General features: G+C 45.0%; 19 protein-coding genes. 9 read left to right on the top strand and 10 right to left on the bottom strand.

What is annotated here, in order from left to right:
- The first annotated feature begins 86 nt into the window (after window positions 1-86).
- A protein-coding gene (gene prfB / locus B5F77_RS08820; protein ID WP_140392855.1) for a peptide chain release factor 2 occupies window positions 87-1,203 on the top strand; the annotation gives its coding sequence in 2 pieces (ribosomal slippage) (window positions 87-149 and window positions 151-1,203; 1,116 coding nt in all).
- A 15-nt stretch (window positions 1,204-1,218) separates the two neighbouring features.
- Here prfB and yidD read toward each other — a convergent pair.
- The 5 genes from yidD to B5F77_RS08795 are packed head-to-tail and all read right to left on the bottom strand — an operon-like array spanning window position 1,219 to window position 4,380.
- Entirely contained in the window at window positions 1,219-1,440 is a 222-nt protein-coding gene (gene yidD, locus B5F77_RS08815) for a membrane protein insertion efficiency factor YidD (RefSeq protein WP_087329911.1), read from the bottom strand.
- Window positions 1,437-1,826, bottom strand: coding sequence for a ribonuclease P protein component (gene rnpA, locus B5F77_RS08810; RefSeq protein ID WP_087329909.1), 390 nt, complete (start codon window positions 1,824-1,826; stop codon window positions 1,437-1,439). The genes yidD and rnpA overlap by 4 nt, the downstream gene beginning before the upstream one ends.
- A gap of 8 nt (window positions 1,827-1,834) precedes the next feature.
- A complete protein-coding gene (locus B5F77_RS08805; protein ID WP_204244956.1) occupies window positions 1,835-2,584 on the bottom strand; it encodes a uroporphyrinogen-III synthase in 750 nt (249 codons plus the stop codon).
- Window positions 2,581-3,318: a DUF4271 domain-containing protein gene (locus B5F77_RS08800; protein ID WP_140392854.1), complete on the bottom strand. Its 738-nt coding sequence runs from the start codon at window positions 3,316-3,318 to the stop codon at window positions 2,581-2,583. The genes B5F77_RS08805 and B5F77_RS08800 overlap by 4 nt, the downstream gene beginning before the upstream one ends.
- 48 nt (window positions 3,319-3,366) lie before the next feature.
- Window positions 3,367-4,380 carry an ATP-dependent 6-phosphofructokinase gene (locus tag B5F77_RS08795; protein WP_087329904.1) on the bottom strand — a complete coding sequence of 338 codons (1,014 nt, stop codon included), beginning with the start codon at window positions 4,378-4,380 and terminating at the stop codon, window positions 3,367-3,369.
- Window positions 4,381-4,473: 93 nt separating this feature from the next.
- On the opposite strand from B5F77_RS08795, the gene B5F77_RS08790 reads away from it, so the two are divergent.
- The 7 genes from B5F77_RS08790 (at window position 4,474) to B5F77_RS08755 (ending at window position 14,230) form a co-directional block, all read left to right on the top strand.
- Window positions 4,474-5,997 (top strand): GH3 auxin-responsive promoter family protein, encoded by a 1,524-nt coding sequence (locus B5F77_RS08790; protein WP_087329902.1) that lies wholly within the window; start codon window positions 4,474-4,476, stop codon window positions 5,995-5,997.
- Between the two features lie 919 nt (window positions 5,998-6,916).
- Window positions 6,917-7,522, top strand: coding sequence for a DUF4254 domain-containing protein (locus B5F77_RS08780; RefSeq protein WP_087329901.1), 606 nt, complete (start codon window positions 6,917-6,919; stop codon window positions 7,520-7,522).
- A gap of 9 nt (window positions 7,523-7,531) precedes the next feature.
- Window positions 7,532-8,581 (top strand): glycosyltransferase family 9 protein, encoded by a 1,050-nt coding sequence (locus B5F77_RS08775; RefSeq protein ID WP_087329899.1) that lies wholly within the window; start codon window positions 7,532-7,534, stop codon window positions 8,579-8,581.
- Window positions 8,582-8,604: 23 nt separating this feature from the next.
- Window positions 8,605-9,459: a hypothetical protein gene (locus B5F77_RS08770; protein WP_087329897.1), complete on the top strand. Its 855-nt coding sequence runs from the start codon at window positions 8,605-8,607 to the stop codon at window positions 9,457-9,459.
- Between the two features lie 308 nt (window positions 9,460-9,767).
- Window positions 9,768-11,375, top strand: a complete 1,608-nt coding sequence (pckA, locus tag B5F77_RS08765; protein WP_087329895.1) for a phosphoenolpyruvate carboxykinase (ATP) — start codon at window positions 9,768-9,770, stop codon at window positions 11,373-11,375.
- Window positions 11,376-11,532: 157 nt separating this feature from the next.
- Complete coding sequence (locus B5F77_RS08760; RefSeq protein ID WP_087329893.1) at window positions 11,533-12,636, top strand: redoxin domain-containing protein; 1,104 nt, start codon at window positions 11,533-11,535, stop codon at window positions 12,634-12,636.
- Window positions 12,637-12,691: 55 nt separating this feature from the next.
- Window positions 12,692-14,230: a YifB family Mg chelatase-like AAA ATPase gene (locus B5F77_RS08755; protein ID WP_087329891.1), complete on the top strand. Its 1,539-nt coding sequence runs from the start codon at window positions 12,692-12,694 to the stop codon at window positions 14,228-14,230.
- Between the two features lie 540 nt (window positions 14,231-14,770).
- On the opposite strand, the gene nadB is transcribed toward B5F77_RS08755, so the two are convergent.
- From nadB to B5F77_RS08730, 5 genes are all read right to left on the bottom strand, one after another.
- Window positions 14,771-16,342: an L-aspartate oxidase gene (nadB, locus tag B5F77_RS08750; protein WP_087329889.1), complete on the bottom strand. Its 1,572-nt coding sequence runs from the start codon at window positions 16,340-16,342 to the stop codon at window positions 14,771-14,773.
- A gap of 108 nt (window positions 16,343-16,450) precedes the next feature.
- Entirely contained in the window at window positions 16,451-17,554 is a 1,104-nt protein-coding gene (gene ychF / locus B5F77_RS08745; protein ID WP_087329887.1) for a redox-regulated ATPase YchF, read from the bottom strand.
- A gap of 80 nt (window positions 17,555-17,634) precedes the next feature.
- Window positions 17,635-18,852, bottom strand: coding sequence for a DcaP family trimeric outer membrane transporter (locus tag B5F77_RS08740; protein ID WP_087329886.1), 1,218 nt, complete (start codon window positions 18,850-18,852; stop codon window positions 17,635-17,637).
- Window positions 18,853-18,919: 67 nt separating this feature from the next.
- Window positions 18,920-20,731: a long-chain fatty acid--CoA ligase gene (locus B5F77_RS08735; RefSeq protein WP_087329884.1), complete on the bottom strand. Its 1,812-nt coding sequence runs from the start codon at window positions 20,729-20,731 to the stop codon at window positions 18,920-18,922.
- Window positions 20,732-21,206: 475 nt separating this feature from the next.
- Entirely contained in the window at window positions 21,207-24,503 is a 3,297-nt protein-coding gene (locus tag B5F77_RS08730; RefSeq protein ID WP_087329882.1) for a TonB-dependent receptor, read from the bottom strand.
- A 436-nt stretch (window positions 24,504-24,939) separates the two neighbouring features.
- Between B5F77_RS08730 and B5F77_RS08725 the strand changes: the two genes are divergently transcribed.
- Window positions 24,940-26,148, top strand: a complete 1,209-nt coding sequence (locus B5F77_RS08725) for an ectonucleotide pyrophosphatase/phosphodiesterase (RefSeq protein ID WP_239445969.1) — start codon at window positions 24,940-24,942, stop codon at window positions 26,146-26,148.
- Window positions 26,149-26,343: the final 195 nt, after the last annotated feature.

Raw genomic sequence — 26,343 nt, 5'->3', positions numbered from 1 at the left:
TTTTTAATTGTTCGTTATTAATTGCTCCGCGTCTTTGGAAAATATCCTATCTTTGCACTGCAAATTAAAACAGTTATACAGAAATTATGATTACAACAGACCAACTACACGACGTGTTGGAGCGCGAGAAAGCGCTGAGGGGGTATCTTTGACATCGATGGCAAAACCATCCAACTCGAAGAAGAAGAACTCCGCACGCAAGACCCCGGCTTTTGGGAAGATGCCAAACGAGCCGAGGCACAGATGAAGAAGGTGAAGGACCTCAAGAAATGGATTGAACTTTACCAAGAAGTAAAAGCCGCTGTCGACGAAGTGCAACTGGCTTACGAATACGTAAAAGAGGGTATTGTCTCGGAAGAAGAATTGGACGAGAACTACCAAAAAGCGGTTTCCCTGATTGAGAACCTCGAGTTCCGCAACATGCTTCGCGACGAGGCAGACCAGATGAGTTGCGTACTGAAAATCAATTCGGGCGCAGGCGGTACCGAAAGCCAAGATTGGGCCTCCATGCTTTACCGCATGTACACGCGTTGGGCCGAATCGAATGGATATAAAGTCTCTATTGCCAATTACCAAGATGGCGACGAAGCAGGTATCAAGACGGCTACGCTCAATATCGAAGGCGATTATGCCTATGGATACCTCAAAAGCGAAAACGGGGTACACCGTTTGGTACGCGTTTCGCCCTATAATGCACAAGGTAAGCGCATGACGTCGTTCGCTTCCGTCTTCGTCACTCCATTGGTAGACGACACGATTGAAGTGAAAATCGACCCGGCTGCTATTTCATGGGATACCTTCCGTTCGGGAGGAGCGGGTGGACAGAATGTCAACAAGGTCGAATCTGGCGTTCGCCTCCGTTATCAATTTAAAGACCCTTATACGGGAGAAGAAGAAGAAATCCTCATCGAAAATACCGAAACGCGCGACCAACCGAAGAACCGCGAAAATGCCATGCGCCAATTGCGTTCTATCCTTTATGATAAGGAATTAAAACATCGGATGGCCGAACAGGAAAAAGTAGAAGCAGGGAAGAAGAAAATCGAATGGGGTTCGCAAATCCGTAGTTATGTGTTTGATGACCGCCGCGTGAAAGACCACCGGACGAATTATCAGACTTCCGATGTCACAGGCGTGATGGACGGAAAAATCGACGGCTTTATCAAAGCCTACTTAATGGAATTTGCCGGCTCAGAACCCTAAGATAATGTTAAGGAATTAAGGTACCGGGTCGTATCCGCTCCCGCCCCATGGATGGCAACGAAGGAGACGCTTTACGGCCAGGTATAATCCTTTAAAAGGGCCATATTTCTTCAAAGCTTGTACGGCATATTCCGAGCAAGTCGGTGTAAAACGACACGAAGGGGGCGTCAAAGGGGAGATACAATATTTATAAAAGTAGATAGGTAGCAACAAAAGCTGGGTGAGTAATTTTTTCATACAAGTTTCTCCCGCAAAAGCCGGACAGCTTTTATCATCGCTTTTTCCATATCTGTATACGTGGCTATTTCTTTATCCAAGTAGAGGAAAGCCAGCAGAAGCTCCTTGCCCGCCGAATGAGCAATTTCTTGAAAATCGACTTTGTGTTGCCGAAAAGCTTCCCGTGCCAGCCGTTTAACTGCATTTCGTTTGACCGCTCGTTTGAATCGCTTCTTCGAAACGCTAATTAAAAAAGAAACAGGTACACCCATCGTCTGTTCGACCGGCAAATAAATCACCCGCAGCGGATAAGATACAAACGATTCGCCCTCCGCGAAGAGCAAATCAATGTAACGTTTCCACGACAGGCGCTCGGCCTTCGACAAGGTGTACCTGCGTCCCGTCATTATTCTTTTTATTCTCCTATTTCTTTCTTCAAATACTGTTCCAAGGCCGCCGTCATGGAAGGAGCTTCTGGCGTAGGAGCCTCCACGTCGAGGCGTAAACCCGCCTCTTTCACAGCTTTTGCTGTTGCCGGTCCAAAGCAACCAATACGGATATCATTCTGCTCGAAATTGGGGAAATTCTTTAGCAATGAAGAGATACCTGCCGGACTAAAAAACACCAACATATCGTAATCAAACTTCTCATCCGGTGTAAAATCATTACTTACTGTACGATACATGACCGCTTCCGTGAAGTTGATTTTCTTCATCTCCAATTGCAACTTTAAGTCATCTTTATGTACATCCGATACCGGAATTAAATATTTTTCTTTCGGATGCTTACCAATAATTGTGACCAAATCCTCCATTTTTCCACTCGCCGCAAAGAAAATCTTACGCTTCCGATAGACAATGTACTTTTGAAGATAAACCGCAATCGACTCCGTCATACAAAAATATTTCATGGTTTCTGGAATCGTGATGCGCAACTCTTCACACAAACGGAAAAAATAATCAATCCCGGCACGAGCGGTAAACACAACGGCACTATAGTCTAAAATAGAGATACGCTGCTGGCGAAATTCCTTCGAACTCAGCGGCTCGACCTTAATAAAGGGACGAAAATCAATCTCTACACCATATTTCTCTGCAATATCAAAATAGGGCGATTTTTCAGACGCCGGCTTAGGTTGTGAGACTAACAGTTTTTTGATATTCAATGCCATAAAGCACTTTTCTCGATAAAGTTATACAAATAAATAAAACCCTTATACATGATGAATAAGGGTAAAATTTCATGGGCGCAAAGGTACAAACTTAAATAGAATAAATCGAACTTTTTAGTGTGAAATAAACGTACCGACTTATAAATTATCGCAAAATGGCTCAAGATATAAAGAAATAGGAACAATCCGGTAGACAAATAATAAAAACTTCCTACAAATCCTTGCCAAACAACTGGTATATATAGCAAAATGCCCCATACACCGACTATCGAATGGTAATTCAAACGCCACTGGGATTCATAGGCTGCATCGGCAAAGGTATAAATCAGTAGATGATAAACCAGACGCCGGACAATGTAACAAGCTCCTATGAAGAGAAACGTAGCGAAGATTAACAGCCCAATCTTTCCATACGTCAGACCGTTAGTATACCCTCGGTGATAGGCTTCGAGAAATACCCAAAGACTCGCGAGAAGCAATGCCTGAAATGTCATGAAACTACTAAAATACTTATTATAATAGACCGACATCTCTGTAGTAAAACCTTCACGCCCCAAAAAGCTAATGCATCGAAACATCTTCAAGAAAGATTTTGCATGCAAACGAGCACTAAAAGCAAAAAGGAGGAGCAAACCTACCAGGATGGAGAACAACACATCCTCGACGATTTGCCCATCCCACAAGCGAATGCCCACGTATCCTTCAAACATCGTTATAGTTCTTTCCAAATATCGTTCTAATTCCGTCTGATAATGCCTATATTTGGGAGAACTGACTTATATGCCAAAGGAGATACCCATGCGTTTCCCTTGGAGTATCAAATCATGGTCGGGTGTGACGAGCTTCAACTTTCCGGCCACTTCTTCAAGTGGGATGGAATCCACACGGCCATTTTTCACGCATACCATACGTCCGAACTCGCCACGAGCAATAAGTTCGGTGGCATATCCTCCTAAGCGGGTAGCCAAATTACGGTCGAAAGGCGAGGGTGTTCCTCCTCGTTGGATATATCCTAAAACCGTAGCGCGCGTTTCGATACCTGTAGCGGATTCGATTTCCCGCATCAGGTAATCGGTCGCTTTACTCTTGTCTGGCATCCGCACACCTTCTGCTATGACTACAATAGAATGATGTTTCCCGCTTCGTACCCGTTCACGGATGGTTTCATTTACCACTTCAGCCTGAAAGCCCAATTCCGGAATCAGAATTACATCCGCCCCTCCGGCCATTCCCGCATGAAGCGCTATCCATCCCGCCCGATGTCCCATGACTTCAACCAGCATGGCACGTTTGTGTGAACTGGCGGTTGAGTGCAGGCGGTCGATGGCTTCGGTAGCAATATTTACAGCTGTATCGAAACCAAAGGTTATTTCCGTACCCCATATATCATTGTCGATTGTTTTAGGCAAACCGATAACATGCAATCCATGTTGGGCTAAGAGATTAGTAGTCTTTTGCGTCCCGTTTCCTCCAATACAAACCAAGCAATCCAATCCCAGTTCGTGGTAAGCCTGCGTAATACGGCAGGAATCCTCGTGATTGACCGATGTAAGTAACTCGCGGAAACCCTTCTCGCGGGAAGTGCCCAATATCGTTCCTCCTAAGTTTAAGATACCCGAAAGATTGTTTTCATCCAAAGGAGCGGCGTCTCGATTCAACAAACCAGAAAAACCGCCATGGATACCCATGACTTCCATCCCATAATGCACAATGGCGGTCTTCCCTACACCGCGTATAGTCGCATTGATTCCTGGGCAATCGCCGCCGGAAGAAAGAATACCAATTCTCATATCTCTTCGTCGCTTTTTAAATAAACTTATATGTCCGCAAAGGTAGAAATAAAAAGAGAATAATTACCTTTGTTCCGCAATAAAAAAGAGACCATGGATATTCTAACACATACCGTCTATGAGTTTTTCCGTCCTAGGCAGCATAAGATTGCCCGGTTTACGGAAGAGGCAGAGCCTATCCAGAAGCAGCAATTACGCTGGTTATGGCGTATGGCGTCCCATACGGAATGGGGCGTACAGCATGATTTCGAACATCTTTCCCAATATAGCGATTATAAAAACCGTTTTCCAGTCCAAACGTACGATGAAATAAAGGGGGATATAGAACGGATGGTCAGGGGCGAAACAGATGTTCTCTGGCCGGGAACCTGCCGTTGGTTTGCCAAAAGTAGTGGTACGACGAGTGATAAGAGCAAGTTCTTGCCCGTCACGCCAGCTATCCTTCGTCGTGCCCATTATCAAGGAGGATTCGATACCGTATCGCTTTACCTTCGTAACTATCCAGAGAGTCACTTTTTCTCTCGTAAGGGATTGATATTAGGCGGGAGCCATGCCCCCTCGCCGCTCCATGCAGGCACCCGATGCGGTGATCTTTCCGCGGTACTTTTACAGAACTTGAATCCATTGGTGGATTTGGTGCGCGTTCCGAAACGGGAGATTATCTTAATGGATGAATGGGAGCATAAAATCAAAGCCATCGTAGAGAGCACCTGGCGGGAGGACGTCAATAGTCTTTCGGGCGTGCCTTCGTGGATGCTGGTATTGATTAAAGCCATCCTTCAAAAGGCCGGAAAAACCTGCTTAACAGAAGTCTGGCCGAACTTGGAGGTATTCTTCCACGGTGGAATTAGCTTCGAGCCGTATCGCGCGCAATACCAACAACTGATACCTTCCGACAAGATGCATTATATGGAAACCTACAATGCCTCGGAAGGTTTCTTTGGTTTGCAAGACGACCCATCTGACCACTCCTTGTTGCTGATGCTGGATTATGGTATATTCTATGAATTTATCCCGTTAGACGAATTAGATTCAGATAATCCGCATGTATTTCCTTTGTGGGAAGTAGAGGCAGGGAAAAATTACGCCCTAGTTATCTCGACTGCAGGAGGGCTATGGCGTTATTTGATTGGCGATACGGTTCGTTTCACCTCTACCCACCCTTATAAATTTATTATCTCCGGCCGTACGAAACATTATATTAATGCGTTTGGCGAGGAATTGATGGTGAATAACGCTGAGCGGGCCATCCAAATGGCCTGCCAAGCCACAGGTGCGAAGGTCAAGGAATATACCGCTGCTCCGCTTTTCCTCTTGGATAAGGCTAAAGGGCGACACCAGTGGTTGATTGAATTTACGCAAGCGCCTCGCTCTCTTACTGAATTTGCCCGCCTACTCGATAGTTTCTTGCAACAGGTCAATTCCGATTATGAGGCTAAACGCTATAAGGAGATTTCGCTGCAACCGCTGGAGGTCATTCCTGCCCGGGAGGATTGTTTCTACGATTGGCTAAAGGCTAAGGGGAAATTGGGTGGACAGCATAAAATCCCGCGCCTCTCGAACGACAGACAGGTGTTGGAAGAATTACTACAATTTAATGCGCTTCATTCTATCTAAATAGTTCATTAGAATGTAATCTTACTGACATACGTTCTTCATATCAAATCGCGTACTTTGCAACAGAGGAAGTGAGGCGGTTGCGAGAGTCCCGTCCTGTTCCGAAAACGGACCTTTCGTAATTGCCCTTCCTCCATATAAATTTCTTTCCCCGATAGATTAACATACTGTGGTAGAATGTTTCGTAGCATTCGATGGCATGCTTTTTACCCTTGTATCATGACTTCAATTGCAAAAATATTAAACAAAAACCTGGAGTTGATGGTCTCGCTACATTTGTAGCGGTATTATCACCCCATAGTTATTTTATCAAAATACAAACTCAAATGATAAAAAACAACGTTCCCGACTTTGGTCATGAGCGAACATAAAAAAAGCGCGGGCTTACGTTGTCTATTATCAACTGAAAGGTTCCCTGATAATAAGGTGTAAAGGCTTTTTAGTATGCAAACGATGATGCCTACAATCATTTTTGATTATAACTATAATCGTTTTCAATTATAACGAGAATCGTTTTCGTTTATCATTATATTCTTCGCCATTTAGGCCTTTTTTTCAGTAGAATGAAAAAATATTCGCGAAAAACTTGCGTATATAAAAAAAACGCCTTACCTTTGCAGTGCTTTTAAGAAAAAGCGCCGGATTGTCTCATGGTGTAATGGTAGCACTACAGTTTTTGGTTCTGTCTGTCGAGGTTCGAATCCTCGTGAGACAACAAAGGAAGGGTTAAAGCTCTTTGCTAATAAATACATTAGCAGGGAGCTTTTATTTTATAGGTATATATAAGTATAGGAAAAAACCCGGCTTTGACCTGCCCTTCGCGAAATCCTCCCTAATTCTAAGCACAACCCGTTTTCGTACCATTTTTTTTCGTACATTTGCCCTACCAATTTTTGTATAATTAAAAAACAGTAACAAGATGTTTAGTGAAAAATGTTACCATATTTTTGAACAGGCTACAGATGCGTATCACGTGACGGACAGTGTAAATGCTACGATTCATAACCCTTATCCCGTGAAAAGTATCGAGTTTTACCTCTATTTGAAGAATTGGATTGATGCCGTGCAATGGCATCTGGAAGATATTATACGAGACCCGGACATCGACCCTGTAGAGGCGCTCCGCATCAAACGACGCATTGATAAGTCGAACCAGGATCGTACAGACCTCGTAGAGCTTATCGATAGTTTCTTCTTGGATAAATATAAGGAGGTGAAAGTATTGCCTGATGCGACAATTAATACGGAAAGTCCCGCCTGGGCTATCGACCGCCTTTCGATTCTTCGCCTTAAGATTTATCATATGGAAGAGGAGGTGCATCGCCCCGACGCAACAGCTGCCCACAAATCCCGGTGTGAAGAGAAACTGACCACGTTGTTGGAACAAAAGAAAGACCTCTCGACCGCAATCGACCAGTTGCTGGCCGACATTCATGCCGGACGTAAATACATGAAAGTCTATAAACAGATGAAAATGTATAACGACCCAACACTTAACCCGGTGTTGTATGGGCGGCATCAATAAATCACAAGTATGGCACATTTCTTAGTCATCCGCCTTTCGGCCATTGGCGATGTAGCCATGACCATCCCTGTAGTCTATTCGGCGGCCCGCACGAACCCGCAACATCGGTTTACGGTTTTGACGCAAGCCTTCCTGATGCCCCTATTCATGAACCGGCCGGAGAATGTGGAAGTCGTCGGGATTAATACGAAAACGACAGAGAAGAGCCTCGGTGGATTATTGCGTTTTTGTTCCGTTTTGTTGCATACGCCCTATGATGCGGTACTTGACTTACATCATGTACTGCGTACGATGATTATTTCAAACCTTTTCCGGTTAAAGGGTACGAAGGTGTTTGTGGTTGATAAAGCACGCTTTGAACGACATCAGTTGATACAAGAATCCGAATGGCCCAAGAAACCATTGCGCCCTGTGGTAAAACGGTATGAGGATGTCTTCCGCCGGGCAGGATTAGCTTACCAAGAGTCGTTTACGTCGTTGTTCCCAGAAAAAGAGCCTCTCGAATCTGCAAGGAATGCGTTGTTGACGAAATTATCACTCGATGGGGCAGGAAAAAAATGGTGGATTGGCATAGCTCCATTTGCTAAACATCAAGGGAAAATCTATCCGCCAGAGCGTATGGAGCAAGTGATTGCCAGTCTTGCTGTTCGTCCCGACACGCAGGTTTTTCTTTTCGGAGGGCGTGGACAGGAAGAGGCTATATTGCAACGATGGGCAACCCCGTATGCAAATGTTGTGTGTGTGGCAGGTCGTTTTCGGCTTGACCAAGAGCTGCAACTCATCCATCAATTGGACTTGCTCATTTGTATGGATTCAGCCAACATGCACTTTGCTTCGCTGGTTGGGACAAGAGTGTTATCCATTTGGGGAGCAACGCATCCTTACGCCGGTTTCTACGGTTATGGCCAAGCGATAGACTATGCCGTACAACTTCCTCTTCGTTGCCGCCCCTGTTCCATTTACGGACAAAAACCTTGCCGGCGAGGCGATTGGGCGTGTATGACGCAGTTGCCACCCGCAGATATTATAAATAAGGTAGAATATATTTTGGGCAATTAACCATTTAAGCATTCACCTGCTACATGAAACGATTTCTTTATTTGTTTTTCTTATTGATGAGCTTTCCTATCTTGACTCTTCATGCCGAAGAGTGGTGGGAAAAACAAAAGTATTTAGTCTATTCTCCGCGTTATTTTGGAGCCAATGCATTTCCATTTCCTGAATTAATGGATGGAAAGCTTCCTTCTCGTTGGGAAATAGAAGTACGAGGGGAATACCATACAATGGAAGGAGACCAAACGAAAGACCTCTTTGCGCGACTTTATATCCCGATTGCGGGTGGAAAGGCAGGCGTAAGTGTGAGTGGTGTCGTCCAAGAATGGTATAAAACGTCCCCTGAAGTTCGAGACGAACGTCATGCCGTCGAGGTTGAATCTCCCATTGCCTGTTTTGGCGATGTAATTGTCAATTGTTATTATCAGGTGGTAGAAAGCGCCCGATGGGCAGATCTTGTAGTGAGTGCTAATCTCAAAACGGCCAGTGGCGGACGATTGTGTGATGCCCGCTATACGGATGCAGCTTCCTATTGGTTCGATCTCAATGCGGGGCGAGACCTTTGGCATACACCCGACCGTGCAGCTTTCATCCGAGCAGACGTTCTTCTAGGTTTCTATTGTTGGATGACAAACGATTCAAAACATCGCCAAGATGATGCCATCCTTTATGGAGGAGGTCTTAGTGGAGGTTGGCAAGGATTGAGCGGCAAAGTGGATATCTGCGGATTTCACGGTTATCGTAATAATGGAGATTCGCCGTTACTTCTCCGAACTACCGTTGAATATGAAATCAAAAACAACGTAATTTCTTTCCGTTACCGGCATGGTTTGCATGATTATCTATATGATAGTTTTTCATTGGCTTACATACGTTGTTTTTGAAAAGATAAAAATTGCCCATAAAGGATGGCAAATGAGCGTAGCCTCATAGCTACTTCATGCATTCGTTTGACGCGATTTTGTAAACTACAGATAGCATTTTGTGTGTGTCTTTCAGGCAGAAAAATAAAATTCCGCAAAAAGGAATCGAATTACTGAAAAATTTCCTTAATCGTGAATCTGCAAAAGAAATTTGTATTACTTTTGTGTCGGCTTAAACAAAACAAGCCGGACGCTTGTTTATAAAGTGAAAGCTGAAAAAGAAAAAGGAATTTAATTTATAAGTCAATCATAATAAACATTTAATCAAGATGGCGAATTTAGATTTAAGCAAGTACGGTATTACCGATGTGAAGGAAATCCTCCACAACCCTTCTTATGAAGTATTGTTTGCGGAAGAAACAAAGGAAGGTTTGGAAGGCTACGAAAAAGGCCAGGTAACTGAACTGGGTGCTGTAAACGTAATGACAGGTATTTATACTGGTCGTTCTCCTAAGGATAAATTCTTCGTATATAATGAAGCCAGCAAAGATACGGTATGGTGGACTTCTGATGAATATAAGAATGATAACAAGCCTTGCTCGGAAGAGGCATGGGCTGATTTGAAGGCAAAAGCTGTAAAGCAGTTGAGTGGTAAACGTTTGTTCGTAATGGATACATTCTGTGGTGCTAACCCAGCTACTCGTTTGAAAGTACGTTTCATCATGGAAGTAGCATGGCAAGCTCACTTCGTGAAGAACATGTTCATCCGTCCGACAGAAGAAGAACTGGCTAACTACGGTGAACCTGACTTCGTATCATTCAACGCTGCCAAGGCAAAAGTTGACAACTACAAAGAACTGGGCTTGAACTCTGAAACTGCTACTGTATTCAATTTGAAGACTAACGAACAAGTTATCTTGAATACTTGGTACGGTGGTGAAATGAAGAAGGGTATCTTCTCAATCATGAACTACTTGAACCCGTTGCGCGGCATCGCTTCTATGCACTGCTCGGCTAACACCAACATGGAAGGTACTGATACTGCTATCTTCTTTGGTTTGTCTGGTACGGGTAAAACAACTTTGTCAACTGACCCGAAACGTCTGTTGATTGGTGATGACGAACACGGATGGGATGACGAAGGTGTATTCAACTATGAAGGCGGTTGCTACGCTAAGGTTATCAACTTGGATAAAGAAAGCGAACCAGATATCTACAACGCTATCAAGCGTGATGCTTTGTTGGAAAACGTTACAGTTGACGCTGCTGGTAAGATTGACTTCGCAGATAAGAGCGTAACAGAAAATACTCGTGTTTCTTATCCTATCTACCACATCAACAACATCGTGAAACCGGTATCTAAAGGTCCTCACGCTCATCAAGTAATCTTCTTGTCTGCTGATGCATTCGGCGTATTGCCTCCTGTATCTATCCTGAGCGCAGAACAAGCTAAATATTACTTCTTGTCTGGATTTACTGCTAAGTTGGCTGGTACAGAACGTGGTATCACTGAACCGACTCCGACATTCTCAGCTTGCTTCGGTGCTGCTTTCTTGAGCTTGCATCCGACTAAATATGCGGAAGAGCTGGTTAAGAAGATGGAAAAAGTGGGTGCTAAGGCTTACTTGGTAAACACTGGTTGGAACGGTACTGGCAAGCGTATCTCTATCCGCGATACTCGTGGTATCATCGACGCTATCCTGGACGGTTCTATCGACAAGGCTCCGACGAAGACTATCCCGTACTTCGACTTCGTAGTTCCGACAGAATTGCCGGGCGTAGATCCGAAGATCCTCGATCCTCGTGACACTTACGCTGAAGCTGCTCAGTGGGAAGAAAAAGCTAAAGACTTGGCTGGCCGCTTCATCAAGAACTTCGCTAAGTTCGAAGGAAACGAAGCTGGTAAGGCTTTGGTTGCTGCAGGTCCGAAATTGTAATGAGATTTCTTAAATAAGCTATTCTAAAAAGCGTGCCTTCTGATGAAGGTGCGCTTTTTTTATTTCACCTTCACATTTTTCAGATTTATAAACGTACATTAAAAAACTTTCCGTACCTTTACGCCGAAATAAAGAAATGTGCAAAGGCGATAGATAAATGGGAAAATTGATTGTATATATGATCGGAGCTTTGCTAGGCTTGACAGCTTGTAGCGAAGGTGTTGCTTATCAAGTTGAAGGAAAACTTTCAAACTTAACTGAGCCGACGATTTATGCTGTCTTTGAAAGCGAAAGTAAGAAATGGGTGGATACACTCGAGTGCGAAATTGATGGCTCGTTTGAGTTGATGAAAAAAGAAGGGGATTTCCAGACATTGACGCTCTTTTTTAATGGGCGGAGCCAATGGATTACCTTATTCTTAGAGCCAGGAAAGAAGATAAAGCTTTCGGGTGATGCGCAATATCCAATGTTATTACATCTGAAAGGAGGGGATAAAATGAATGAGCGTTTGGCTGATTTCCGAAATAGTTCTGCTAATTTGTGGAAAGAACAAGCCGATTTAAAACGAAAAATAGCTCAAGCGCAAGCTAATCCGATAGAAGAGGCTGACCTGATGGCCAAACTGACTAATACAAACCATCAGTTGGAAGAACAGGGTGTAGCTTATATCAAAAAGCATCCTGACGAAGTCGCTTCGTTAGCATTGATACAGTATTTCTTTACGAATCCAGACGATACGCGCGAAGTGGACGAACTCCTGCCACTCATATCGCCTGATTTGCGTACGCATTTCCTTTATGCTGCCTTGGAGGAATATAGTGCACGGGCCAAACGTACCAACATCGGTGCGGAAGCTCCCACTTTCGATGTGACAAATATTTATGGTAAAGAAATTGATTTGGCACAAATACAGGATAAATATGTATTATTGGCCTTTACGGCTCCTTGGTGTGAACCAGACGAGCCTGTCGAAGACCCTTACCTCAAGCAAATAGCTCAGAAATACGAAAAGGAGGAGTTGGATTTGATTGTAGTCACTCTTGACGAAAATTCAGGTGCTCTCCGTCAGTTTGTATGTCAGGATAGCGTGGCATGGAACTTAGTGAGTGATTCAGCCGGGCAAGCATCCGCCTTGATTGATTTGTATAATGTCAATGAATTGCCCCGTTGTTTCTTAATCGATAAAGATAAAAAGATTCTTCTGAAGACGGAAAACAACCTCGAAATACGAGATGCGTTGGAAGAACTTTTTGAACCCTAAACGGGTCGTCTGGCGATAAAAAATAGATTGTTGTTCTTAAAAATAAATCTTAACTATGTTAGTAAAATCTTTTGCAGCAGCAGTTCAAGGTATATCTGCTACATTGATTACGGTAGAGGTCAATTGTAGTAAAGGTGTTCAATTCTTTTTGGTCGGATTGCCCGATGTGGCTGTCCGAGAAAGTCATGAGCGGATTATTTCCGCATTACAAGTGAGCGGTTATACCTTCCCTCGCAACCGGATTGTAGTGAATATGGCGCCTGCCGATATCCGAAAGGAGGGTTCGGCTTACGACCTCCCGCTTGCGGTGGGCATACTTGCCGCAGCTGAACAAATCCAACCAGATCGCTTGTCGGATTATCTTTTGATGGGTGAACTTTCGTTGGATGGTTCACTAAATCCTATCAAAGGAGCTTTACCCATAGCTATTAAAGCTCGTGAAGAGGGCTTTAAAGGATTCATTTTGCCAAAGCAGAATGCGCGTGAGGCTGCGGTGGTTAATAATTTGGAAGTATACGGTGTCGAGAATCTCAAAGATGTACTTCTTTTTATGGAAGGCAAAAAGGATTTGGAGCCAACGGTAGTTGATACGCGTAAAGAATTTTATGCCCGACAAGAATTGTTTGACTATGATTTCGCAGAGGTACGTGGACAAGAGAACGTCAAACGTGCGTTGGAAGTAGCCGCAGCTGGTGGACATAATGTGATTATGATCGGACCTCCAGGAAGTGGAAAGTCGATGTTGGCAAAACGTCTTCCTTCGATTCTACCGCCGTTTACATTGCACGAATCGCTGGAAACCACGAAGATTCATTCGGTGGCCGGTAAGATGGGGAGTGAGACCTCGTTGATGACGCAACGTCCCTTTCGTGCGCCTCATCATACCATATCTAATGTGGCGATGGTAGGTGGAGGCTCTTTCCCTCAGCCTGGCGAAATCAGTTTGGCACACAATGGCATCCTCTTCTTGGATGAATTGCCTGAATTTAACCGAAGCGTACTGGAAGTATTGCGCCAACCACTGGAAGATAGGAAGATTACTATCTCGCGGGCGCGTTTTTCGGTAGAATATCCAGCTGGATTCATGCTGGTAGCTTCAATGAATCCTTGCCCATGTGGATATTATAATCATCCGACAAGACCTTGCGTATGTTCGGCTGGCGCCGTGCAAAAATATATGAACCGGATTTCAGGGCCTTTGCTCGATCGTATCGACATCCAAATAGAAATAGTTCCCGTTCCTTTCGAAAAGATTTCCGAACAGACAGATGCTGAGCCCAGTGCTGCTATCCGAAAACGAGTGATAGCGGCTCGTGCCATCCAGGAAAAGCGGTTTTCCGACCAGCCTGGTATCTATTGCAATGCGCAAATGAATAGTAAGTTACTACACAGGTATGCCACTCCCGATTCAGCGGGTTTGACCCTCTTGAAGCATGCTATGAACAAACTCAATCTCTCGGCGCGAGCTTATGACCGCATCTTGAAAGTATCTCGTACTATTGCCGATTTGGCGGGGTCTGAACGCATCGAATCATGTCATTTGGCCGAAGCTATCCACTATCGGAACTTGGACAGAGAAAATTGGGGAGGATAGGCGTTTTTTAATGAAAGAACTGTGTTCCCGTCAGCGACATGAACCTTTTTAGGAAATTATAGGAGAAGAAAAACGCGCTTATTTCTCCTAAATTTCCACAAAAGAGAAATCTAAGGCATAAATTTCTCCTAAAAGATAGGAAAGGAGAAGCCTGGAGTGTAGGCTTATCCTTACATGACAGAAAGGAGAAGCCTGAAGTATAGGCTTATCCTTACACGACGGAAAGGAGAAGCTTGGAATGTAGGCTTATCCTTACATGACGGAAAGGAGAAGCCTGAAGCGTAGGTTTATCCTAAAAGACAGGAAAGGAGAAACCTAAAGCGTAGGCTTCTCCTTACATGCTTTTAAAGAAGGTGTGCCGAAATGGGAAATGGCACGCAGATATTTTTTTAATGGCTACGCGCTATTTAACGCAAAAAATAAAAATCTGCGGTCAGCTGTGCTTTAATCTACGTCAGCGTGCTATATACCCATTACGATACACCTTCTTACAGTTATAAATAAGTAAGAAATCTTTGATAAGAGCGGCGCGTTGCGTTTTTATTTGTGCGTCGGCGGATAATCCAACGTGTAATGCAATCCGCGGCTCTCTTTTCGTTCGATGGCTTGACGCGTAATCAAATAACCCACATTAATCATGTTACGCAATTCGCAAATTTCACGCGAAGCCACGGAGCGTTTGAAAAGGCTTTCGGTCTCTTCGTAGAGTAAATCAAGACGGTCCCATGCCCGTTTCAGGCGAAGGTCTGAGCGCACGATACCTACGTAAGTACTCATGATTTGGCCTACCTCTTTAGCACTTTGCGTAATGAGCACCATTTCTTCCGGTAAGCGCGTCCCTTCGTCGTTCCATTCGGGAATATGTTCTTCGAAAGAGAGTGAATCAATAATGCTTAGGCTATGTTTGGCAGCGGCATCGGCATAGACCACCGCTTCAATCAGCGAGTTCGAGGCAAGGCGGTTTCCTCCATGCAAACCTGTGCAAGAACATTCACCCACGGCATACAAGCGCTGGATGGACGAGCGGGCGTTCAAATCCACCTTAATGCCTCCGCAGAGATAGTGCGCAGCCGGAGCTACCGGTATGTAATCTTTTGTAATATCGATGCCGAGGCTAAGGCATTTTTCGTAGATATTGGGGAAATGCCGTTTCGTCTCTTCCGGGTCTTTATGTGTCACGTCCAGATACACATGGTCGTCGCCCCGGTTTTTCATTTCTGTATCGATGGCACGCGCCACGATATCGCGCGGAGCCAGCGAGAGCCGTTTGTCGTACTTCTGCATGAACTCCTTCCCATCCAATGTCCGGAGCACGCCGCCATAACCGCGCATCGCCTCGGTAATCAAAAACGAAGGGCGGTCGCCCGGATGGTAGAGTGCGGTAGGATGAAATTGCACGAATTCCATGTCCTTTACCGTTCCTTTAGCGCGGTAGACCATGGCGATGCCGTCACCCGTCGCCACAAGTGGGTTCGTGGTCGTCTGGTAGACAGCTCCGATGCCTCCGGTCGCCATGAGCGTGACTTTCGAGAGGAAAGTGTCAATCTTTCCTGTCTTCATGTCCATGATGTAGGCGCCATAACATTGGATGTCGGGCGTTTGCCGCGTGACGGTCACGCCCAGATGATGTTGCGTCAGGATTTCGATGGCGAAATGATTTTCAAACACGTCAATATTGGGGTGTGTCTGTACGGCGCGTATCAGGCTGTCCTGTATCTCGGCGCCGGTATTATCTTTATGGTGCAAGATACGGAATTCCGAGTGGCCCCCTTCGCGATGGAGGTCGAAATTTCCATTGGCATCCTTGTCAAAATCCACACCCCAGCTGATGAGCTCTTTAATCTGTTGGGGTGCATTTCGAACGACCTGCTCCACAGCGGCCCGGTCGCTCAGCCAGTCTCCGGCGATCATCGTATCTTCGATATGCTTTTCGAAGTTGTCTACAATCAAGTTCGTGACGGAAGCAACACCGCCCTGTGCAAAATAAGTGTTTGCCTCTTCCAGCCCGGATTTGCACACCAGTGCAACCCGTCCCTTGTGTGCTACTTTCAAGGCAAAACTCATTCCGGCGATGCCAGAACCTATTACTAAGAAATCAAATCGTTTTACCATATTATTTTATTTAAGGCATTATTTAAAAGAGTATTAGAATACTTGAAACATTTGTAAAAGCTTCCCGCACGATGCAGGAGGCTTAAAACACTCGTTACAAACCCTTTCTTATACATTAAAGCGGAAGTGCATGATGTCGCCGTCTTGCACGATGTAATCCTTACCTTCCACGCTCATCTTCCCGGCCTCTTTAACCGCCGTTTCTGAACCATATGCGATGTAATCTTCGTACTTAATTACTTCGGCCCGGATAAATCCCTTCTCGAAATCGGTATGGATGACGCCGGCGCATTGAGGAGCTTTCCAGCCGCGGTGGAATGTCCAGGCACGTACCTCGTCCGGTCCGGCTGTCAGGAAGGTTTGAAGGTTCAAGAGCTTGTAGGCCGACTTAATCAACCGGTTCACACCCGATTCTTCCAACCCGATTTCTTGCAAGAACATTTGCCGCTCTTCGTAGGTTTCCAATTCGGCGATTTCACTCTCGATTTTAGCCGCTACGACGAGGATTTCAGCATTCTCGTCTTTCACCGCCTCGCGGACCGCCTCCACATACGCGTTGCCATTCACTGCGCTGGCTTCATCTACGTTGCAAACGTACAAGACCGGTTTGTTGGTGAGGAGGAAAAGGTCGTGCGCGATGCGCTCCTCCTCTTTCGTCTCGAACGAAACAGTGCGGGCGCTTTTCCCTTGCTCCAGCGCTTCTTTGTACCGGCAGAGCACCTCGTAAGCGATTTTGGCCTGCTTGTCTCCGCCCGTCTGCGCTTGCTTTTGCACTTTGGCGATGCGGCTATCCACCGTTTCCAAATCTTTTATTTGCAATTCCATGTCGATGATTTCCTTGTCGCGTACAGGGTCGACACGGCCATCCACATGGACGATATTATCATCATCAAAGCAACGAAGTACATGAATAATAGCGTCCGTCTCTCGTATATTTGCCAAGAATTTATTCCCCAAACCTTCTCCTTTGCTGGCACCTTTCACCAATCCGGCGATATCGACAATCTCGACTGTCGTAGGGATGACGCGCTGTGGATGTTCGATTTCGGCCAATTTATTCAGGCGTTCATCCGGGACTGTAATCACCCCCACGTTCGGTTCAATCGTACAAAACGGGAAGTTGGCGGATTGCGCCTTCGCATTCGATAAACAGTTGAAAAGCGTAGATTTTCCCACATTCGGAAGACCTACGATACCACATTGTAAAGCCATATTATTTCTTTTTTATTACATTCAATAAAGTCTTCGTTTCGAAGGCACAAAGGTACGCATTTATCGCTGAACTGCCAAGGTTAGAATACATACATCATGACCCAAAGGATGCGATGGTTCGTAACCGTGTGCGTATCGTGGATGCGTCCGCGCTCGTCGGCCGTGCCATACCAAGCAGTGGCAGGCGTATATTCGATGCCTACTTTCCAGTGTGGCAAGTTATAAGAGATTTGCGCATTGACTGTGACCATCTGGTCGATATCGAGGGCTGTACCATATTTTGCCAAAATATCTTCGCTTGTACCTAAGTTTTTCACATAACCGATATACAAGTCCTGTTTCCATTTCGAACCATGTACGATGTTGAGCCACGTAGCCGAATGGCGGAAGGGTGTATATTCTTGCTCGCCTGTACGAGGGTCGATGCTTGTAACGCCGTAGCCTCCCAGCATACAGGTATGGGTCATGTTGGAAGCGAGTGTGCTTTTGGCGGCAAAAGTCCAATCCGGCATTTTGTATCGCGCATGTGCTTCGAAGCTGACGGACGTAATGCGTTCATCCAATTTGTAGGTCTTGTCGCCGACGGTATTCTGCGTCCGGGGTTTGAGTGAAAGTACATCGGCACCTACGCCTGCGATGAACGTTCCGTTTAAATAATCCACCCCTGCGTGAAACTCTGGAATGCCACTATTCTTCTGATAGGATTCGCTCTTTCCAATGGGTCCTTCAGCGAGGTATTGCAATTGCCAAAGGGCAGTTCCCGTGAATTGCCAATGCTTGCCTGTATAACGATAACGGATTTGAGGCGCACGGCTAAACGCATTGAACGGTGCTCCAGTGCTTAAGTTCAACATTTCCGGGTGTACATCTCCAAAGAAAGGATGCCACGTCTGACCTACTAAAAATGATTGCCGTCCATCCCATGCCAAATTGAAATAAGCGTGGCGGATACGAGGTACGGCAAACGAAGAGCCTGTTCCTCGAAAATCAGCCTCCAGCTTGGCGGAAGTTTCTGCTTTCCCGATATTAGGACCTGTCAAATCCAATCCCAAACGCGTATAAAGCATATAAAAGCTGCTGTTTGTTTGCGCATTGAGGTCGTTCCCGTCGGTATCATACGCATGGTCTAACGGGTAAATATGAAACAATCCATCCGCAATTTCACCATTCGCCCGCGTGTTGTAAAATAATTCACCGCGCACTTGGCCATAAAATTTGTACGTAAAATTCTTCTTTTGGGCAAATCCCATCAGTACAAGGCAGCACATCAATCCTGCCAGTCCTATTTTCCTTTTCATTTTTTACTTATTTATTTTGCGCGCAAAAGTACAGAAAATAAATCGAAACATGAACCTTTTCGAGTAGCTATTCCGCATACATCTCGTCAATCTCTTTGGCATACAACTCGTTTACTACGCGTCGACGGAGTTTTAACGTATCCGTCAAGGCGCCGCTTTCCATGGTGAAAGGCGTTGGAAGAAGCGTGAAACGTTTGATTTTCTCAAATGAAGCCAGTTCGCGTTGATGCTCTTCGATATGGGCTTGTATCAATTTATGGATGAGCTCATGCCCGAGCAACTCTTCCCGAGAGGTATAAGCGATGTTTTTACTCTTAGCATATTGTTCGAGAAGTTCATAATTGGGTACCACGAGGGCGCTCACAAATTTGCGCTGGTCACCAATAACAGCTACTTGCTCGATGTAGGGATCACGTGTAATGCTTAACTCGATGGCTTGAGGAGCTATGTATTTGCCATTGGAGGTTTTGTACAAGTCTTTGATGCGTTCAAGGAAATAAAGCGTCTTTCCTTCGAGCCGGCCGGCATCGCCTGTACGGAAAAATCCATCCTCGGTAAAGGAGATCGCATTTTCTTCTGGGCGATTGTAATACCCCATCATGACCGTCTTACCTCGCACCAAGATTTCTTGATTCGAAGGATCGATTTTTACTTCCAAGTCAGGCTGGAGAATGCCAATCGAACCAATCTCGTAATGCTCTTCCGGAAAGAAGCAAACCGTAGCTGTCGTTTCGCTCAACCCATAACCATAGCGAAGCGGAATATTTAATGAAAGAAGAAATTCCAATACCGTATCCGACAAAGGGGCACCTGCTACAGGAAAGAATCTTCCATTTTGTATACCTACCACGCGCTTGACCAGCGAAAAGAGTGTTTTATCGTAAAACTCAAACTTGGTTTTCAATCCCATAGGTGCTTTTCGCCCTGTCCGCTTGTAATTTAATATATATTCATGTCCGGTGGCAATAGCATCGCGGAAAAGTTTTTGCATCGTAGGCGAAGCATTCCGTATCTTTTCTTGAATGCCAATATATACCTTTTCCCAAAAGCGGGGCACATTGGCCATGGCCGTAGGTTTGATTTCGGGTAAGGTTTCTTGAATCCGTTTGGGGTCACGATTGATAGCGACCATGGCTCCTTTCGTCAAGCAAACATACGTCCAGCCTCGTTCGAAGATATGGGTGAGCGGGAGGAAGCACATAGAGGTGTCCCGATCGGTGACTTGCGGAATACGTATATCGTGTGTACGCATGGCTTCTAAATAATTGGCATGAGTCAAGACCACACCTTTAGGATTGCCCGTCGTACCCGACGTATAAATTATGGTCGCTATATCTTCAGGTAAAGCGCCGCTCGTGCGGATTTTTACCAAGCTCTCGGCATGGGCATTATTTCCTAAGCGAATGAAATCATCGAAATAGACCGACGTATTGTCTTCTGGATTTTTCCTTACCGACGAGTCGAAGATAATCAATCGCTTCAATATATTGGGTTTCTGCTTTTGTACGATGAAGGCATTATTATACTGCAGTTGCTCACCTACAAAAAGTGTATGTATTTGTGCATCTTCCACTATGTATGCGATTTGCGAAGGCGAACTGGTGGCATACATCGGTACATCCACCACCCGGTTTGCATACGCTCCGAAGTACGTATAGAGGCATTGTGGCATGTTTTGCGAATACACACCGATATTTTCTTGCACGCCTATGCCGCTATCCGCCAACGCTTCTGCAGTCAGCGTTACCAACTCGGCAAATTCGGCCCACGATACTTTCGTCCATCGTCCGGCCGCGTCGTCTCGATACTTCAATGCGGTCCGATTTCCATATCGTTCGGCTTGCCGTTGTATCAATTCGGAAAAATGATAGTAAGTCATACGTCTTATGCGTTTATATTTTTTTGCAAAGATACACCTTTTTCGTCAATTTCTACTAAAGGGGAATTGAAATAGGGAAAAATAATAGGCATCTATGGAAAGAATCTTAACTGGAAACGAAAAGGAATATAACTATAATCGGAAACGATTCTCGTTATAAATGGAAGCCATCTAAAAGGTAACCTCTATAAAAAAGGAAAGGTTGTCATCCCGACAACCAATCTTCAATTGCTAACCTTAAATCTAATACCATGAAAAACACAGTGCAAATGTAGGCACTTTATGTTATATAGCATAACTTTCTGGCACTTTTCTTTCTATATTTAACCTTATTTCATATTATAGCCGTTTTAATTCCTTCTGCGCAATATATTTTCATAATTACATAAGCTTTATTTATGTTTTGGAGGGTAATAAAAAGGCTGTTCTCCCAGATGGGAAACAGCCTTCGTCGTAGTATAAACTAAATAACCTATTAATTGAAGATATATCTTACACCGACTTGGAAGCTCCAACATTCATCGTAATTACGATTCAACGAATAAGTTTCGGTCGGATAGTTGCCGTTACCGTCTTTCCACATAGAGAATACCGGCGTGTTGTTTGCATCGATATGGTCTACGGTTAAGATACGACCACCATTAGAAACCGTATTTGTCTTAGTGACACCCCAAGCATGATTCAACATATTGCCCACGTTCATGAAGTCCAAACTAATCTGTAACGTGTTAGTGCTTTTACCTGCTTTGATAGAGAAATCTTGTGCGATACGGAAATCGAAGCGGTGTACCCAAGGAGAACGTCCGGCGTATGCTTCCGCATATTCGCCCTTATGGCCGCTCAAATAGCTGTCTTGATTAACGAAGTCCCAGAATGCGGTGCGGTCTGCCTCGCTGGTGAATTGGATTTCGCTATCATCCTTCGGGATATACATCAAATCGTTATTAAGACCGTCGCCGTTCAAATCGTTTGTATAAGCATACGATGTGCTATATGGCGAATAACCTGTATAATAAAGATTGAAATGCAAGCCATTCGTTACTTTGTTGTTCGTAAATGGAACATAGTAAGAAAGTGATGCTACTACCCTGTCTGGAATTACATACTGAGAACGTTGTACGGTGCCGAAGTTCGGACCATCAATAGTCATCATACCTTGCCATGTAGAAAGTGGGTCGCTACCGGGCAGACCAGAGACTTCTTTAAATTCCGTATGGGTATAAGCGGCCATCAAATCTAAGTTACGAACAGGCGTCGCATTCAACGTCAAGTTAGCCGTATAACCATGTCCTTTATGTGTATTGGTTAATACCAAGGCATTGATACCATCGTAATGCGTAAAGTTGTCCGGATAAATCAAACGGTTGTCTGCCCCATTGAAACGTTCCCAGTTTTCTGTATCTCCTTTTACATTATAGTTGTCAATAACCACCGCATTCACATTCTTGGTGTACATGAATTCTGCAGTAGCTGTGAATGGGAATGATACAGGTAATTGATAATCTACGGCAACCGAAGATTTCCAAACTTGCGGCATCTTAAAATTAGAGTCGATACCGGCAATTTTACTTTGCAAACGGCCATCTTCCGGAGAAATCTCACGTGGCAAACCTAATTTGTCAATCATACCGTCAACGGTTGTCTCAATGCCACCTTTAAACAATTGCAATTCTGGGCTTACTGCACCTGTACTGTAATTGTGTCCATAGGTAACGGTTGTTTGGATCATACCCGAGTTGGTTGGCATATTCGTAAAGTAAACCAACGGCAGACGTCCTGTAAACAGACCTGTACCTCCACGAACCTTTAAGGATTTATCTTTGAATACATCCCAAACAAAGCCGACACGCGGAGAGAATTGCATACGTGCTTTGGGCCATGCACCGGTGTCGATATGGCGTCCGTTGAAATCCAATTCGTAGATAGCGTTGTTACGCATGATGTCATCGTCATTGAAGAACAACTCATCGAAACGGATACCGTAAGTTAATTTCAAGTTTTCACGGATGCTCCATTCATCTTGCAGATAGAAGCCCAATTGGTTGAATACCACCTGTGCGCTTGGTGTACTGTTTCCATTGTAACCGTATGTCAAAGCTACGGCTTCCGGAGCTTCGTCGTTCAAGAAATCTTCCAAGCTGCTGTAACGGTAATATCCTGTACCTTCACGCATGTAAGCGTTGTTGGCCATCTGATGCTCATAACTGATACCAGCCGTCAGCTTATGGTTACCTAAGAAGTAAGTGAAGTTATCCGTTACATTAAAGATTTTATTCTTTACACCATTATTATAAGAGAATAATTCATAACCGGCAGACATATATGGCTCCATAATCTGGCTGCCATCTGCGTTACGTCCTGCCATAATGTCGATGAATGGGAACATATCCGAATTGGTTCCACGTATATCTTGGATATTGGTATAGGTGAACAATAACTGATTCGAGATATTATCGGAGAAGCGGCTATTTAAATCCGCAGATACGGAATGCACTTTATTATCCATCGAATACATGCTGTTGGCAAAAGCCATAGACATTTGGCCTACGCGGTATGTTCCATTTAAACGACCCGATGTATTAACAAAGTCGCCCGAATTACCATTCGGAGCATTCCAAGCTGTATTCTTAGTGTAATTATAACGGACGGCCAGTTTATGGTTGTTGTTGATGTTCCAGTCGATGCGACCTAACAACTTCAGGTTGGTTTCGTCCGCAGGGAAATCGGTATACGAACCTGGGTCATATCCATACTTCTCCCGCAAATGGTTGGCTACTTTCTCCATGTCGGAAGCATACGTACGAGAGACGTAACCCTCTGCATCGGCTTCTTCGCCATCCTGGCGAGCTCGCCATTGGATAACCTGTTGTGGCACTTTCTCATATTCTACATTGGCAAAGAAGAACAACTTATCCTTAATAATAGGACCTCCTAACGTAGCACCATAAATATGTTTTGATTCGGCTGGGCGAGCGCCTAAGTCTTCGCCATCGATGTTATTACCACGCATGTTCTGGTTTTGATGGTACGTGTATGCTGTTCCTTTGAAGGTGTTCGTACCCGACTTCGTAATGGCGTTGATACCGCCGCCGATGAAGTTCGTCTGGCGAACATCGAACGGAGCAATCACGACCTGAACCTCTTCGATAGCATCCATAGAGATAGGATTACCACCGCCTGGCAGACCGTCGTTCAATCCGAAGTTGTTGTTGAAGTTCGCACCATCCACCGTGAAGTTGGTCGAACGTCCATCACCGCCGGCAAAACCCATGCCGTTCGCATACGGAGAGATACGTGCCAAATCCTCGATGCTACGGTTAATCGTCGGGATGCTGTTCATCTTCTCGTTCGAGATGTTCAATGCCGCACCGGTCTTTTCCGTCATAAACCGTGTACGTTCCGCCGTAATGACTACCTCTTCCAACTCTTCCGAAGATTCTTTCAAATCCACATTCAAGTTGTACGTTTCACCCAGTTGCAAGGTTACGTCTTTGTAAATGGCCGTTTGATAGCCGATGTACGAAATTGTAATTTCATACGGACCGCCGGTACGCATACCTTGCAGGTCGAAGCGGCCGTCCATGTTCGTGATAGTCCCATAATTGGTTCCAGAAGGTTGATGCACTGCCATGATGGTAGCGCCAATGACCGGTTCTCCATTCGAAGAAACCACGCCGCTCATGCTGGCTGTCGTTACCTGTGCCCATACTGAAAGGGAACAGAGAAAGCTAAGCAGCGTACAGATAACCAAACTTTGTAATTGTTTCCGCATAAAATAAAAAGTTTAATGAATTAAAATTCGGTGCAAAATTATACGTTCTCTAACATTTCTCTCGTTACAGTTATCCTATAATGCCGTTACATTTATATGAAGCGCATCGAAGGTAACAGGGGTTGGGCTTGAGGATAAAACCGGTGATGCCCATGGAAAAATGAAAAACATACGAGGCATTCTCTATCTTTAGGCTAAAGATACATATCTGCAAGTTAAAGATACATATCTTCAACCTAAAGATATATATCTGCAGCCTAAAGATAGAACTTTCTTAGGCGGTTTGCCAGTTTATCTTGGGCATCGGGCGGATTTTCTTCGGGGAGTTTGTGGAAATGGAGGCAATGCAACCGGAATGCAACTAAGTTTTCATTTGTTCTTAATGAAGGATAGGGAGAATGGTTGTACTTTTGCGGCGAAATTAAAAAAGGAATGAATGATGTTTGACATAAAAAGGATTAGTTATTTTGTTTGGTTTTTTTGTTGTTTACTAGTAGTAGGTTGCCGTCCGTCTGATGCCCTATCCGATCGTTACGTCGTGGTGCTTTCAATGGATGGCTTCCGCTCTGATTATCCCTTACGGGCACACACGCCGACATTGGATTCGTTGGGGAAAGCGGGCGTGCAGGCTGCTTTCCGCCCTTGTTATCCGAGCGTGACGTTCCCGAACCATTATAGTATGGCGACGGGTTTACATCCGGACCATCATGGCATTGTGAACAATTCGTTTTATGATGCCGAATTGGATAGCGTATATACCATGCGTTGCGCCGACCCTCGCTTCTTTGGGGGCGAACCGATTTGGAACACGGCCGAGCGGCAGGGTGTGCGTACGGCTTCGTTCTATTGGGTGGGAAGCGAAATAGCTTTACCCAGCGGACAACCCTCTACGTGGAAGAAGTTCGATTCGTCTGTGCCTTTCAAAGACCGGGCTGATTCGGTTATCGCTTGGCTGCAACGGCCCGAGGCAACACGCCCACATTTGATTATGTGGTATTTGGAAGAGCCAGACCATACGGGGCATGTTTGTTCGCCAGATTCATCGGCTACGCTTCGGATGGTAGAACAGGTGGATAGCGTCTTGGGTTATTTCTTTGCGAAAGCTCGGACGTTGGCTATTTTCGATAAGATAGATTTCCTTGTCGTCTCCGACCATGGCATGGCGACCTATACGGCTGCGCAATCGGTCAACCTGGCGGAATACTTGCCGCGCGATAGTTTTCATCATGTCTTCGAAGGCGTACCGACGTTGCTTTACCCGAAAGCCGGTTATGCCGATAAGGCGTATGAGCTATTGAAGAAAGTACCGAACGTGACGGTTTGGCGCAAAAACGAAATCCCGGAAAAGTATGTATATGGAAAGAACCCGCGTGTGCCGGAATTGGTAGTCGCGCCGCATATCGGGACTTACGTCGTTTTCCGCGATAATCCCAAGGCATACAATGGCGGGGCACATGGATATGATAACTTCGCCCCCGAGATGGAAGCCATCTTCTATGCAGCCGGCCCGTCGTTCAAGCAGGGCGTGAAATTGCCTGCAATGGCCAATGTAAACCTTTACCTTATAATAGCTCGCTTGTTAGGTATCGAACCGGCTCCGAACGATGGCGATAGCGCCACCGTAGAAGCCCTCTTCCGTCCATAAACCGCCTAAATACATGACAGGATGTAATCGGAGGTGTATCATAAATAAGAAAATGTTATTGAAAGTAACTGAAAGGAGCTGTGTCAAAATGCTATCTGAAAAGCTCCCCTGCTCGTAGGGGAGCTGGCGAAGCGATAGCTGAGACTGAGGGGTTAAATCTCTCATAATAAGAAACAACCCCTCACCCCTTCGGGG

It is taken from the genome of Parabacteroides sp. An277 (assembly GCF_002159645.1).
GTDB lineage: Bacteria > Bacteroidota > Bacteroidia > Bacteroidales > Tannerellaceae > Parabacteroides.
This window is presented reverse-complemented; position numbering and strand designations above follow the sequence as displayed.

Bases quoted from the DNA above. Each gene is read 5' to 3' on its own strand.
- yidD (WP_087329911.1), bottom strand. From the start codon at position 1,440: ATGAAAAAATTACTCACCCAGCTTTTGTTGCTACCTATCTACTTTTAT.
- rnpA (WP_087329909.1), bottom strand. From the start codon at position 1,826: ATGACGGGACGCAGGTACACCTTGTCGAAGGCCGAGCGCCTGTCGTGG.
- B5F77_RS08795 (WP_087329904.1), bottom strand. From the start codon at position 4,380: ATGAGAATTGGTATTCTTTCTTCCGGCGGCGATTGCCCAGGAATCAAT.
- B5F77_RS08790 (WP_087329902.1), top strand. From the start codon at position 4,474: ATGGATATTCTAACACATACCGTCTATGAGTTTTTCCGTCCTAGGCAG.
- B5F77_RS08780 (WP_087329901.1), top strand. From the start codon at position 6,917: ATGTTTAGTGAAAAATGTTACCATATTTTTGAACAGGCTACAGATGCG.
- B5F77_RS08775 (WP_087329899.1), top strand. From the start codon at position 7,532: ATGGCACATTTCTTAGTCATCCGCCTTTCGGCCATTGGCGATGTAGCC.
- B5F77_RS08770 (WP_087329897.1), top strand. From the start codon at position 8,605: ATGAAACGATTTCTTTATTTGTTTTTCTTATTGATGAGCTTTCCTATC.
- pckA (WP_087329895.1), top strand. From the start codon at position 9,768: ATGGCGAATTTAGATTTAAGCAAGTACGGTATTACCGATGTGAAGGAA.
- B5F77_RS08760 (WP_087329893.1), top strand. From the start codon at position 11,533: ATGGGAAAATTGATTGTATATATGATCGGAGCTTTGCTAGGCTTGACA.
- B5F77_RS08755 (WP_087329891.1), top strand. From the start codon at position 12,692: ATGTTAGTAAAATCTTTTGCAGCAGCAGTTCAAGGTATATCTGCTACA.
- nadB (WP_087329889.1), bottom strand. From the start codon at position 16,342: ATGGTAAAACGATTTGATTTCTTAGTAATAGGTTCTGGCATCGCCGGA.
- ychF (WP_087329887.1), bottom strand. From the start codon at position 17,554: ATGGCTTTACAATGTGGTATCGTAGGTCTTCCGAATGTGGGAAAATCT.
- B5F77_RS08740 (WP_087329886.1), bottom strand. From the start codon at position 18,852: ATGAAAAGGAAAATAGGACTGGCAGGATTGATGTGCTGCCTTGTACTG.
- B5F77_RS08735 (WP_087329884.1), bottom strand. From the start codon at position 20,731: ATGACTTACTATCATTTTTCCGAATTGATACAACGGCAAGCCGAACGA.
- B5F77_RS08730 (WP_087329882.1), bottom strand. From the start codon at position 24,503: ATGCGGAAACAATTACAAAGTTTGGTTATCTGTACGCTGCTTAGCTTT.
- B5F77_RS08725 (WP_239445969.1), top strand. From the start codon at position 24,940: ATGATGTTTGACATAAAAAGGATTAGTTATTTTGTTTGGTTTTTTTGT.